Origin of the sequence: Chryseobacterium sp. JM1 (assembly GCF_000737715.1) — a bacterium.
Lineage (GTDB): Bacteria > Bacteroidota > Bacteroidia > Flavobacteriales > Weeksellaceae > Chryseobacterium.
This window is the reverse complement of the sequence record NZ_JPRN01000003.1, coordinates 92,941-106,209: the sequence shown is the minus strand read 5'-3', so window position 1 is coordinate 106,209 and position 13,269 is coordinate 92,941. Positions and strand designations below refer to the sequence as shown.

Annotated in this window: 9 protein-coding genes; 4 read left to right on the top strand and 5 right to left on the bottom strand. The window is 34.8% G+C overall.

Annotated features, from left to right (window positions below; genetic code table 11):
* Window positions 1-4: 4 nt before the first annotated feature.
* The 3 genes from IW22_RS05615 to IW22_RS05605 all read right to left on the bottom strand — a co-directional run bounded on the left by IW22_RS05615 (window position 5) and on the right by IW22_RS05605 (window position 5,145).
* A complete protein-coding gene (locus IW22_RS05615; RefSeq protein ID WP_034724918.1) occupies window positions 5-1,696 on the bottom strand; it encodes a sodium:solute symporter in 1,692 nt (563 codons plus the stop codon).
* A 100-nt stretch (window positions 1,697-1,796) separates the two neighbouring features.
* On the bottom strand, window positions 1,797-4,301 hold the full coding sequence (locus tag IW22_RS05610; RefSeq protein WP_034724917.1) for a PIG-L family deacetylase: 2,505 nt from the start codon (window positions 4,299-4,301) through the stop codon (window positions 1,797-1,799).
* A gap of 352 nt (window positions 4,302-4,653) precedes the next feature.
* Window positions 4,654-5,145, bottom strand: coding sequence for a hypothetical protein (locus IW22_RS05605; protein ID WP_228384000.1), 492 nt, complete (start codon window positions 5,143-5,145; stop codon window positions 4,654-4,656).
* A gap of 329 nt (window positions 5,146-5,474) precedes the next feature.
* On the opposite strand from IW22_RS05605, the gene IW22_RS05600 reads away from it, so the two are divergent.
* From IW22_RS05600 to IW22_RS05590, 3 genes are all read left to right on the top strand, one after another.
* On the top strand, window positions 5,475-5,987 hold the full coding sequence (locus IW22_RS05600; RefSeq protein ID WP_034724914.1) for an ATP-binding protein: 513 nt from the start codon (window positions 5,475-5,477) through the stop codon (window positions 5,985-5,987).
* A gap of 477 nt (window positions 5,988-6,464) precedes the next feature.
* Window positions 6,465-8,645: an ATP-dependent nuclease gene (locus IW22_RS05595; protein WP_034724911.1), complete on the top strand. Its 2,181-nt coding sequence runs from the start codon at window positions 6,465-6,467 to the stop codon at window positions 8,643-8,645.
* Window positions 8,642-10,534 (top strand): UvrD-helicase domain-containing protein, encoded by a 1,893-nt coding sequence (locus IW22_RS05590; RefSeq protein ID WP_034724910.1) that lies wholly within the window; start codon window positions 8,642-8,644, stop codon window positions 10,532-10,534. The genes IW22_RS05595 and IW22_RS05590 overlap by 4 nt, the downstream gene beginning before the upstream one ends.
* Before the next feature lie 312 nt (window positions 10,535-10,846).
* On the opposite strand, the gene IW22_RS05585 is transcribed toward IW22_RS05590, so the two are convergent.
* Window positions 10,847-11,392 carry a helix-turn-helix domain-containing protein gene (locus tag IW22_RS05585; RefSeq protein WP_034724908.1) on the bottom strand — a complete coding sequence of 182 codons (546 nt, stop codon included), beginning with the start codon at window positions 11,390-11,392 and terminating at the stop codon, window positions 10,847-10,849.
* Complete coding sequence (locus tag IW22_RS05580; protein WP_034724906.1) at window positions 11,367-11,849, bottom strand: hypothetical protein; 483 nt, start codon at window positions 11,847-11,849, stop codon at window positions 11,367-11,369. The genes IW22_RS05585 and IW22_RS05580 overlap by 26 nt, the downstream gene beginning before the upstream one ends.
* 249 nt (window positions 11,850-12,098) lie before the next feature.
* On the opposite strand from IW22_RS05580, the gene IW22_RS05575 reads away from it, so the two are divergent.
* Window positions 12,099-13,223: a helix-turn-helix domain-containing protein gene (locus tag IW22_RS05575; RefSeq protein ID WP_034724905.1), complete on the top strand. Its 1,125-nt coding sequence runs from the start codon at window positions 12,099-12,101 to the stop codon at window positions 13,221-13,223.
* Window positions 13,224-13,269: the final 46 nt, after the last annotated feature.

Genomic DNA, 13,269 nt, shown 5'->3' with positions numbered 1-13,269 from the left:
TCGTTTACGAATTTACTGCTTTCTGCTTATAAAACAATAACCCGATTGCCGAAAATATAATGACTGCCGCCGCCCCAATGACATTAAGCCAAAGGAATGAAATGATATCGAATTTATAAACGGCAATCACCGTAATTTCTGATAAAATAGCAGCAATAAATACAATCGGACCGGTGATTTTTTTATAGTAAAAGGCGACCAGAAAAATCCCCAATATCGGACCGTAGAAAAGAGAACCCAATACATTCACCGCTTCAATCAGAGAACCCATTTGAGTCGCAAACATAGCTACGCCGATTGAGAAGATACCCCAGGCTAAAGTGTGCAGTCGGCTGTACTTCAATTCGGTGGCATCATCAGGAATTTCTTTTTTAAATATCAAATGAACGTCTTTTAATGAGCAGGCGGCAAGGGAATTCAGTGCTGCGGAAATTGAACCCCAGCTCGCCAGAAAAATGACGGCAAACAGTAAACCGATCATTCCTACAGGCAAGGTGTTTTTTACGAAATACAGGAAAATATAATTGGTATCCGTTTTCTCGGCATTATAGTTTGATTGATTGATCGCTTCTTCTACCCTTCCGTGTAGCGCTTTTACCTGGGTTTGTGTATTTTTAAAATCCTGAACCGTTTTATTAAGTTGGGGAGAATGAGCTTCTTTCAACTTTAGAATTTCTTTCGATTCTGCATTAAATTTTATCTGTAAATCCTGATGTTCTTTTTCAAAAACCGCAGCCTGTTCAGGTTGTGTTTCCTTTAAATGTTGATAAGAGCGTTCGTTAAAATAAATCGGAGCCGGTTTTAAAGAAAAGAAAGCAAAAAGCAAGGCACCGATGAGGAGAATAGCAAACTGCATCGGAATTTTAACCAATCCGTTCAACAGCAAGCCCATTTTTGCATTGGTATTGTCCTTCGCAGTAATATACCTCCCAACCTGACTCTGGTCCGTACCGAAGTAAGAAAGGGCCAGAAAAAAACCTCCAATCAGTCCGCTCCAAATATTGTATTTATCCTTCCAGTCGAATTCTGTGGTGATGACATTGAGCTTTCCGGATTTCCCCGCCAGATAAAGTGCATCCTTGAAACCAATTCCATTCGGCATATTCTGAATAAGCAAATAACCTGCAAAAGCCATTGTTCCCAGAATAATGAGAAACTGTAATTTTTGAGTGTGAGCGATCGCTTTTGCACCGCCAACATAGGTATAAATCAAAAGAATACCACCCGTTAATACATTGGTTAAATAAATATTCCAGTTTAAAACGCTTGATAAGATGATACTCGGAGCGTAGATACTGATTCCCGTTGATAAGCCTCTGGAAAAAAGAAAAAGCAGTGAAGTAAGCACCCTTGTTTTTTTATCAAAACGGTTTTCCAAATATTCATAAGCCGTGTACACATTTAAGCGCTGAAAAATCGGGATGAACGTGATACAGATAACAATCATCGCCAAAGGCAAACCAAAGTAATACTGCACGAAACGCATACCGTCTGTATAAGCCTGTCCCGGTGCTGAAAGAAAAGTAATGGCACTTGCCTGCGTCGCCATAATCCCGATCAACACAATGTACCAGGGCATTTTATTATCTGCTTTCAGGTAGGATTCGTTGCTTTTTTGGCCACGACCGATGAATACGCCGTAAACCACCACTGCAACCAGTGTAACAATAAGAACTGTCCAATCTATAGTACTCATGCCCAGAATTTAGTAAACAAATAATAAAATGCGATCTGCAATACCAATGCAACCGCCAAAAGTATGTACCAGGTATTCCAATTTTTAAGTTGATTGTTCATCAGTTTTTCTGTGCAGATAAAAAGTTAAAAAATAAACGTGCCGCCCCAACATTTCCCGCAGGCAGCTGTCTGAAAAATGCCAACGGTGTATAGATAAAATTACCCTTCCCGTATTGGGCAGATAAAGTTGATCCCTGTAGAGGCTCTTCATCTGTATCGTGCATTTCAAAAAGTGGTTCATACGCTGCATCCCATTGAGCAGGGAAATAGGCGCCACGCTCCTGTACCCAACCTTTAAAATCATCCGCAGTAATTTTGTTCGGAAAGTTCAGTAATTTATGATTGGGATTTAAAAATGTAACTACAGCATTTTCTTCGGTAACCCGCTTATTGGCAATACTGAAATTGTACATTCCCAATTGGTCAACGGTTGTATCCTGGTTGGTGTTATACTGCATCACCAAATTACCTCCGCCTTTTACATAAGACCATAAAAAAGGCATCCAGCGGCCCAGCTTTTTCTCTGTGTTGTTGGCACGAACACCCAATACGATGGCATCATATTGCGACAGCTTGTTTTGACTACCGTTTCCGCCGGTTTCATCTATTTTACCATAAAAATCTTCGTCTTTCAAAACATCTACCTGAATACCTGCAATACGCAGGAACTCAGGAATGAAATCGCCTGCACCTTCTATGTAACCCACTTTTTTAACCTTCGCCTGAATATCGCCTTTCATTACGGTAACAGTGGCAGGCGTAAAATATTGTAAGGAGGGTAAATGAGGATACTGAATTAATACCTGTTTTTTATTATAAGTGACTCCATCTGCAACAAAATTGGCATCCAATTGTAAGCGGGATGAATGTATTGTGGCAAGCTTTGTTTTTGGAATAATATAATCGATGGTCGTATCTTTTCCATTGAGCGAACTTACATCAGCGCCGCCTAACCGTTCTCCGTTATACATCAGGTTTACTTTACCATTACTGAACTTTTTGCTGGAGTTAGCCTTAACATTTAAACTCAAATGTAGATCTTCATTTTCTTTGACCACATAAAGCGGTTGTGTAAATTTCAGTTCCAATGCAGGAACAATACGCAAGGCTTCGACCACATCACCACGCACCGGATCTAATTTCTTGAACGATAAAGGAAGTTTAACCTGAAAATTTTCCGAACCTATTTTTAAACCAACCCAAACATTCAGTGGTGATTCTGCCTCAGGTAAACCGACTAAAGTATCATTCGGAACAGAGAAAGTGGCTGCGTTCGTGGGAGGTTTTGCCAACCAGTAAGGTTCTGTAAGTGCTGCATCCGCAGGAATCTGAATATCATGCTGAATGGTAATTAAAGAATCTTTTGACAGTGTTCTGTTGAAGCTTTCTGATTGACCTAACCATTTTACATTGTCTAAAACAACAGGATTTGCAGCTCTTGAAATCAAATTTAACCTGAAATTATAATGATCCCCGGCAACAGCTTCAGCTTGGTTGGTAACCACTTCACCCATAAACCCGGCACAGCTTAAAATAATATGATCAAGGGATTTAAGTTTATCATTTTTTAGCTCTACATTTTTTAGCGCCATGACCTTCTTTCGCAAAGCAAGCAAAGCTGGTAAGCTGAGGTCAGGATTATTGAAATTGAAAGTGGAAATAATTTGATCTAATGATTGGTCTATATCGGTGTTTCCTTTTGCGGTCCAGATTTTAGCTACTCCGTCAAAAAGTGTTGCTTTTGCAGGCTCGCCAGTAACGTGGGCAAAATATTCAGTTCTGATGCCGGCTACAGACTGTGTTCCCGCACCCTGGCTCTTATGTAAACTTCTGCTTAATCCTGCCAATTCGCCATAGCCCATTCCCAGTTGCGCATCATATTGCCCAACGGTAACTTTGAGTTGATTTTCAGCTGTTGTATTGACCCCACCAAAGCGGAACGTATTCCACAATACACGTTTTGGTTGCCATACATTCACATATTTTAGTTGTTCTGGGAAAGCCGTTTTATCACCTGCCAGCTTAAAAGCTTTTTCCGCCACCACAGCCGAAGCCGCATGTTGTCCGTGCCCTGCCGCAGCAGTAGGAGGAAAACGACAAATGATCACATCAGGACGGAATTGACGGATGACCCAAACGACATCCGCAGTAATGCTGTCTGCATCCCATTGTTTAAAGGTATCGGTCGTATTTTTAGAGAACCCGAAATCAATCGCACGGGTAAAAAACTGTTGGGCACCGTCTAACTTTCTGGCCTCTAAAAGCTCATGCGTTCTGATTAAACCCAATGCAGCACCCTGTTCTGTGCCTAATAAATTCTGACCACCATCACCTCTGGTTAAAGACAAGTAGCCCGTTTCAACATTTTGATCGTTGATTAACCAGGAAAGTAATCCTGTATTTTCATCATCGGGATGAGCCGCAAGGTATAAAACTTTAGGCAGCTGTTTAAGGGTTTTGAGTTCACGGTAAATTTCAGATGATTTTGAAGGCCGAACCTGCTGGGCCGAACAAAAAACCGTATAAAATCCTAGGATACATACAGTGCTTACTTTTTTAAACATTTAATTTTACTTTGCTGGGCAAATATAAGTAAATCATCTTTCTTTCAGACGTAAAAGAATCAGACTGTGAATTTCACAAAAAACTGGTTGTTTTTTTTATTAAACCACAAAAGTCACAAAAGTTTTTATTTTTTAAACACTTTAGTACATTTTAGAAAGTTTAAAGGAATACCGCACAATTAAGTTCACATAAGATGAAAATCTTTGATTTTCAAAAAACTTTAGTGTACTTCTTATTCACAAAGTATATAACTTAAATAGCTTAAGTGTTTAAAAATCTTTTGTGACTTTTGTGGTTAAGTTTAAACAGACTTTATCTATGAATTAGAGTTTCAAAGAGAACAAAAACTACTTATGTTTTTCTAATGGCATTCCGCGTAAGATAGATATAATTAAACATGCAAAATGTGGCTACCGCCCCAAACGTATGCCATAAAAAGTGTGTTCCGAAACTCAACCATTCCCGTTTATCAATGATCCGGAAAGTGAGCGCAAGCGCAAACGACAATAAAGCAAAGCCTACCCATTGGCCGGCTTTCCATTGGGTATAGATCAAATAACGTAATACCGAGAAAAGCACAAATGAAGCCATGATTGCATAATTTAGGTTGATAAAAAGAGAAGTGTTATCTGTCAAAATCCAATTTCTTAAAGCCAACATCAATATCAGATATACAAGAACCATTACAACAGCATAGTACCATCTGGTGCTCTGAGCTACAAAATAAAATCCGGCAGATAAACAGAGCAGCATAATGGGCATCCAATCCATCATGATAAATACCGGCCATTGTCTGAATGCATGGTAAACAGTTCCCCCTATGGCACCAATATATAATAACATTAAGCAGTAGGTTAAAAAAGGATATTCTTTAAAATTACCCTTTATTTTAAGGGTCCAAAAGATAGCTATGGCTAAAAATAACAGAGCAGTTATTGCATTGAATGGCTCAGGGAAAAACCGGGCCATATCTGTTTCTTTATATAACATGCCTCCGTCCGGAGGTATTTGGTTTATTGGCATTATCTTTTTTTATATTATATTTATATACCTGTTCTAAATATAGAAAAATTATGCTATTAAATAGACTGGCAAACTCTATACCATGGACGCTCAAAAAACTGGCACGAAAATCCCTTACCAGACTTTTGGATTATAATATAAACTGAAATATGAGAATTGCAATAATCGGTGCTCACAAAGTCGGCAAAACCACATTGGCAGAAGAACTTCTGGAGAACCTTCCCGGGTACACCCTTGAAATAGAACCCTATTACCAGATGGAGTCTTCAGGGTATGAATTTTCAGAAGAACCTCATCCTGACGATTTTCTTGAACAATTTAATTATTCAGCCAACCTGGTCTTAAAAAGCGGAGATGATGTCATATTTGACAGATGTGTCATTGATATCTTAGCTTATCTTCATGTTCTTGATTCAGGTCGAAATATCCAGTTTCTCTTTGAAAAAGTTCAAACCATCATTGCTGAAATTGATCTTTTTGTTTTTGTCCCTATTGAAGAACCTGATCTGATATCCAATCATCAGATAGAGCTCCCAAAACTCAGGTATAAGGTTAATGATTTACTTTATGACTGGATTGAAGATCTTGGAATAAAAGTCATTAAAGTAAGCGGAACTTTATCGAACCGAAAAGATCAGGTGCTGGCCGGAATTTTATCCTAGGATCTGTGACGGTAGCTTCTGTAAGGCTTTAAAAAGGTTGCAGGTTTGAATCCTGTAGAGGTTACTTTAAGAGAATCATTGACAGCTGTCAACCCTTAAAAAAATCAGAGCAGAAATAATCTACTCTGATTGATATTTGAATAACAATAATAAAAAGCGGGAAAACTTATAGACTCTGTTGAAACATTTTTCAAAATGTGTGAAGCGAAAAGAATTAGTTTATCTGATTTTTTTTTAACTTATAAATGAATAAATCCTGACGAGAGTTGGGATTTTTTTAGTGACGAAATTTTCGAAATCTTTAAGAAATTCCGTGAAAATACGGATTCAAAATTTTAACCTCATCTTTATTTTTTTGTTTACGGAAAACAGTAAAACTTTATTTTACGAGTTTTATATATTTACAAACTACAATATTTATAAAAAAACAACTAAGTTAAATATTTAGAAAAGTCCCAAAACATTCAAAAAACCACCATGAAAATTGATTTTGTAAAAATTAAAAACTTTAGAAAACTTCAGAATTGCAAAATAGAGTTTTCAGATGAGGAAACAATACTAGTTGGAGCTAATAATAGTGGCAAAACAACAGCTATAGAAGCTCTGATGGCTTTCTTGAAAGAAAAGAAATTTGAAATACAAGATTTTACCATAACGAACTGGAATGTATTAAATAAGCTTGCAGAAGTTTGGATAACTAAATCTAACTTAGCTGAAGAAGATAAAAGCCTTAACTTATTAGACCCATATTTACCAGCGCTAGATTTGTGGATAAATGTAAATATTTCAGAATTAAGATATATAAGTCATTTAATCCCTACTCTAGATTGGACTGGAGGCCTTTTGGGAATCAGGCTCATACTACAACCTAAAAATATGGAAACTCTAGTTGAAGAATACACTATTGCTAGGCAAAGAATTATTAAATTGAAGGCTGATTCTGGAAAATCTATAGATCTTTGGCCCAAAAATTTTTGGCAATTTTGTGAAAGGAGGTTAGACTCTTACTTTGAAATTAAGACTTATATACTCGATCCAGAAAGACCCAATGACGAACAAATAATTACAGAAAACAATTTTGAGCTAGATGGAAATCCTCTTAAAGGCTTAATTAAGGTGGATGTAATAAATGCTCAAAGAGGATTTGGTGATCCTAAATCACCCGAATATCAAAACACCCCAACTCTATCCTCTCAATTACGTTCTTATTATGAAAAGCATCTTAATCCTAACATAAATCCTACAGAGAATGATTTAAATGCATTAGAGTCTTTAAATGATGCTCAAAAAATTTTTGATAGTAATTTACAAACCAATTTCAAAAAAGCTATTGATGAACTTCATGATTTAAATTATCCCGGGTTTGGAAATCCTGAAATTACATTATCTTCTCTCATTAAAGCAACTGATGGATTAAATCATGAGTCTGCTGTTATATATAATATTGATAAAGCATTATCTCTCCCAGAAAAGTACAATGGATTAGGTTATCAAAACTTAATTTCGATGGCTTTTAAGTTAATTAGCTACCGTGATGAATGGATGAAGAAAGGGAAGAAGGCTGATGAAAATAATGATATAATTGAACCATTACATTTAGTTTTGATAGAAGAACCAGAGGCTCATTTACATGCTCAGGTACAACAAGTTTTTATTAAAGAGGCTTATAAAATCTTAAGAAAACATGATGAATTGGGTAAAAAGAATGAATTTACTACTCAAGTAGTAATCAGTACCCACTCTAGTTACATTGCTCATCAGAAATTTGAAAGTTTAAGATACTTTAAAAGAAATATAGCATCAATTCCTATTTCTGAAGTTCTTAGTATAAAATCAGTTTTTGACTCAGCAAAACCCAAAGAGAAAGAAACAGAAAAGTTTGTAATTAGATATCTAAATACAACTCATAATGATCTGTTTTTCGCTGATGCTGCAATATTAGTAGAAGGGCCAGCAGAAAGAATTCTTCTCCCTCACTTCATAAAAAATAATCATGTAACACTTGACAAATGTTATATAACTATTTTAGAAATTGGAGGAAGCCACGCTCATAGACTAAAACCTCTAATAGAAAAATTAGGTTTAACTACATTAATTATTACTGATTTAGATTCTAAAGAAAAATATTCTGATATTTCAAAAATTCCTCCAAAAAATAGTTATAAAAAATGCATGCCTCAAAAAGGAGCAGATCAAATTACAGATAATGAAACTTTAAAAAGCTGGAATCCAAAAATAAAAGAAATTGACAATTTATTAGAATTAACTTTTGAAAATAAACTTTTAGCTGATTATCCGATAAGAATAGCTTATCAAACGGAGATTGACATATCTGGTACAAAAGTTTATCCTTATACCTTTGAAGATGCACTAGTTTTGGAAAATATTGAAACATTCAAGACAATAACAGAAACAACAGGATTATTGAAAAAAATGGTGAAAGCGGCTAATGAAGGTGATCCAAATGCCTCTGCACAACAAGCATATTTAGCAATTAATGGTGAAGGAGTAAAAAAAGCGGAATTTGCACTTGATGTGTTATATTTTGAGGATCCTACATCTCTTAAAACACCAACTTATATCAGGGAAGGGTTGAACTGGCTACAAAGTATATTAGAAATTGAAAAAAAGATTGAAACTGAAACAAGCACATTATGATAACTGAGAATAATGATATTGACAAACACATCGATGATGAAATTTTCGAATGCATCAATCCTTCAAATCTTAAAAGTTTTTTTCTCTTTGCAGGTGCGGGATCTGGAAAAACAGGTACGTTAGTAAATGTTTTGAAAAAGTTCAAAAAAGAATATGGCAATGATTTTAAATTAAAAAATAAAAAAATTGCAATCATTACTTATACAAATGCAGCAGCAGATGAAATTAATCATAGACTAAAATTTGATTCAATTTTCACGGTTAGTACAATACACAGCTTTTGTTGGGAATTAATTAAAAACTTCACTACTGACATAAAAAAATGGTTAACCATAGATTTAAATGATTCTATAGTAGATTTGGAAGAAAAAATTTCGAGAGCTAGAGACCCTAATAATAAAACAGCTATTTCGAACCAAAGAAGAAAAGAATCTAAAACAAAAAGACTAGATTCATTAACTACTATTTCAAAATTTGTTTATAATCCTAATGGGGATAATATAACAAAATCTTCCTTAAATCATTCCGAAGTAATAGCTATAGTATCCAATTTTATAACATCAAAAGATTTGTTTAAGCAATTAATTATAAATAAGTTTCCAATAGTCTTAATTGATGAAAGTCAGGATACTAAAAAAGAATTAATTCAAGCCTTATTTTCACTTCAATCACAAAATAAAACAAAATTCTCATTAGGTTTATTTGGAGATACAATGCAACGAATTTACAGCGATGGTAAGGAAAAACTAGGAGCAGATTTGCCTGAAGATTGGTTAAAACTCACAAAAGTAATGAATCATCGTTCCCTTCTAAGAATTGTTGAGCTTAACAATAAAATTAGGCAAGAAATTGATGGTCAAATACAATTCGCAAGAATTGAAAATACAGGTGGTGTGGTTAGATTTTTTATCATACCAAGAGATGCAGATAAAGAAAAGGAAGAAAAATTTATTAAAGAAAAAATGTCACTATTAACCAGTGATAGAAAATGGATAGATAAAAATTCAGCTAAAAGTAAATTGGATATTTCTGTAAAAACGTTGACTTTAGAACATCATATGGCAGCTACAAGGATGGGATTTGGATCTTTTTTTAACCCTCTTTATAATGTAGATAAATTGAAGACAACTATGCTTGATGGCAGCTCTTCTTCAATTAATTTTTTCACAAATATAATTCTGCCTTTATATCTTGCTCATATATCAAATAACAAATTTGAAATTGCAAATATTGTCAAAGGACAATCACCATTATTTGATAAAAAAAATATTATTAATGAAAGCGATAAGCTCACAATAATACAATACTCAAAAACAAGTATTGATAAACTTTTAAAGCTATGGGAAAACAATAATATCCCAAGCTTAATAGATATTCTTAAAGAGGTTGATGAGACAAAAATTTTCAATATTCCATCAGAATTAAAATTAGCTATAGAACGTTCATCCTTTACTGATTCAGAAGAAGAAGAAGATGATGATGATGCACTATTATTAGCTTGGGACTTAGCATTGAGAGCCAAATTTGATCAAATTGTGAAATATCAGTCGTATATTTCTGAAAACTCTCCATTTGGTACACATCAAGGTGTTAAAGGGTTAGAATTCGAAAGGGTTATGGCTATAATTGATGACGTTGAAGCTAGAGGCAATATATTTAGTTACGATAAGCTATTTGGTACAAAAGCTTTAACAAAAAATGATAATGATAGTATATCGGAAGGTAAAGAAACTGGCATAGACAGGACATCAAGACTTTTTTATGTTGCATGTAGTAGGGCAAAAAAAAGTCTAGCACTTGCCGCTTACACTGATGAACCAGAAACATTAAAGGCAAAACTAATAGAATTAGATTGGTTTACAGACGAAGAAATTGAAATTCTAAAATAAAAAGATATTGTTTTATCTTTCTTTTAATAAACTAATACCATAAGAGAACCTTAACAATTATTACAAATAATTATCAAAAAAAACAAAAAAATCCCAACTCTCGTTGGGATTTTTTAAGCAAACAACCTACAATTATCTATTCTCGTAGGGTTTACATTATTTTTTCACCACCTCTACTCTACGGTTTTGCGCCTTACCTTCTTCAGATTTTTACTACGAAGCCTTCTGCTGAAAGTCTTAATTTATCGATACCCTAGCTCTACGAAGTCTCTGACTTTGGAGCAAGCTACCTCATTTTCAAGTAAACGAAAGTTAATAAGCAAACCCAAGTCTATTTTTAACATACTTACTTTCTTCATCTCTTAATTTTTGATTGGTCATGATCTCATGTTCTTTATCTTTTTGAACAACCTTAAACCAACTTATGGCAGGAATCATCCCGTTGGAATGTAACTCAAGTCTAATGATGAACTCATCGGTCGGCTTTCGGTGATTATTGATATATTGGCTAAGTACAGCTGGCTTTACATCTACCTCAGCAGCAAAGTCCTTATCTTTTTTATCCTGTCTGCTAACATACTCATTTAAAAAAAATCCAAAACTAAGAGCTTCCACATATTGGCTGCTATCTATATAATCTTCCAATTGAAACTTTAGCTGTAACAATCCTGAATACATTTTTTGTCTGTGGGTACGATTTTCAAATTGGTTTCGGCGTGCTTTCCAAAAGTCATCCTCCTCTTTTTTCTCCTTCTCGCTCAAAACCTTATCAGCAGGGAAGACAAAAGCATTCGCAAGTTCTTCACCTGTAAACTCTGAAAAATTGGTTTCCTTAATTTCTTTCCTGTTCGTTTTCATAATATTCCTGAATTAATTTTAATGAATTTTCGCCTTCAGTAATCAAATATATTCCAGTTGACTGTAGTCCATATTGTTGTATATAATGTAGCTCAAGCTTTGTTTTTGGCTTTAAGCATACATATCCTTCAAAACCTCTTTTAAATGATTCTTTACAGACAAATGCAATAAGGCAACCCGCAATTCGGCCAAACTTCTGCGATTGGCCAATATTTTCTTTGGACACCGCCAAAAGCCTGATTTCCAAAGCATAGTCTTTTGTCCGTTCCTCCATTGATAACAGACCTATTGGTTCTTCTTTATCCTCTACCGTTAATTTATAAACATGAAAAGCTTTTTCTCTGTTCCAATTAAAATCAAACCGTTTGGTTTTATTAATTTGCGAAATTTCAGCAGCATCAATTTTGGTTATCGTTGCTGCCTGTTTCTCATCCGTAATTTTATTTAATACGTACATCGCCTAACAAATATACAAAAAAAAGTTTACATTATACGTAAACTTTTATCACAAATCACTTCTTTTCAGTGGCTTGCCCGGTTTCCGTGACGTTGCATTACTGGTTTCTTTTTGTTGTTTCTCTGGCGTTTGCCCAGATACCTTTAAGTTTGTCAGATAATTCCTGTTTATGACAAGCTTATAATTTCTTACACAGCAGACTTTCCATACCAGAGCACAATATTTTGTCTTATTTTTGTAAAAAAACTAATGGACAAATTAAGTTTTCTGGAAGTTATTGCTGCGATGGCTGTTTTTGTATCGCTGCTGCTTGCCGTATTTTTATTAACGGTAAAAACAGAAAGAAAACTGGAAAACAGATTATTTGCAGCTTTTCTTATCATTAATGCCATTGATATCAGCGGGCTTTTTATGCACCTTTTTGTGGATAGTTATAATCTGAAAGCTTTCAAAATATCTGCTTACTTATTGGTCATGCCGCTTTTCTATCTGTATGTGAATGCCGTCTGTTATTCTGATTTTACCTTAAAAAGAAAGCATTTACTGCATCTTATTCCTTTTATTGTTGTCAACTTAATTTTAGTTCCAAGGCTTTATCTGGCAGAAGGTTTAGCAAAAGAACAGTTCTTTACAACGATGTGGAACTCTCCTGAAATGTTGGTTTATCAACTCATTGGGGAATTGCAGTTTTTCTTTTATATCGTTGGTGTATTCCTGGTCCTTAAAAAATACAGGGAGATTTATCTTGAAAACTATACCAATCCCAATACATTGCTATACAAATGGCTATCTCAGCTTACCGTGATTTTCTTAGTGATCCATGTATGTATTATTTTTAAAAACATCGTAAGATACACCCAGCATAGAGATCTGTTTATCTGGTTGAATATTGTGGCGGGAACGGTGTTTTTACTGGCTGCCTGCTGGTTTATCTTAAAGGCATTAAATTATCCTGAGCTTTTCCGAAGAATTGATTCTACCTTACAGCCGGCAAAAGATTTTGCTGAAACGCTGGAAACTGAAAATAGAACCGTCGAAACCAAAAGCTTTCAGATTGAACAGCTTAAAAAATTTATGGTTGAAAAAGAACCTTTCTTAGAGCCTTCATTAACTATTCAGGAACTGGCAGATCAGGTGAATATTCCGGTTCGTGAACTGTCTGTATTAATTAACCATCACCTCAATCAGCATTTTTTTGATTTTGTGAATGAATACCGCGTTAAAAAAGCAATGACCCTTCTGAAAGATCCCACAAAAAAAGAATATACGGTGCTGGAAATTTTATATGAAGTGGGTTTCAATTCAAAATCGTCTTTTCACACTTCATTTAAGAAATATACAAACCAAACGCCAACAGCATTTAGAAACAGTTGATAATTAATTCATTGTAAATAATCGGACTCAGGATTGCAGATAATCG

Bases quoted from the DNA above. Each gene is read 5' to 3' on its own strand.
- IW22_RS05605 (WP_228384000.1), bottom strand. From the start codon at position 5,145: ATGTTATTATATATTGGTGCCATAGGGGGAACTGTTTACCATGCATTC.
- IW22_RS05600 (WP_034724914.1), top strand. From the start codon at position 5,475: ATGAGAATTGCAATAATCGGTGCTCACAAAGTCGGCAAAACCACATTG.
- IW22_RS05585 (WP_034724908.1), bottom strand. From the start codon at position 11,392: ATGAAAACGAACAGGAAAGAAATTAAGGAAACCAATTTTTCAGAGTTT.
- IW22_RS05580 (WP_034724906.1), bottom strand. From the start codon at position 11,849: ATGTACGTATTAAATAAAATTACGGATGAGAAACAGGCAGCAACGATA.
- IW22_RS05610 (WP_034724917.1), bottom strand. From the start codon at position 4,301: ATGTTTAAAAAAGTAAGCACTGTATGTATCCTAGGATTTTATACGGTT.
- IW22_RS05595 (WP_034724911.1), top strand. From the start codon at position 6,465: ATGAAAATTGATTTTGTAAAAATTAAAAACTTTAGAAAACTTCAGAAT.
- IW22_RS05590 (WP_034724910.1), top strand. From the start codon at position 8,642: ATGATAACTGAGAATAATGATATTGACAAACACATCGATGATGAAATT.
- IW22_RS05575 (WP_034724905.1), top strand. From the start codon at position 12,099: ATGGACAAATTAAGTTTTCTGGAAGTTATTGCTGCGATGGCTGTTTTT.
- IW22_RS05615 (WP_034724918.1), bottom strand. From the start codon at position 1,696: ATGAGTACTATAGATTGGACAGTTCTTATTGTTACACTGGTTGCAGTG.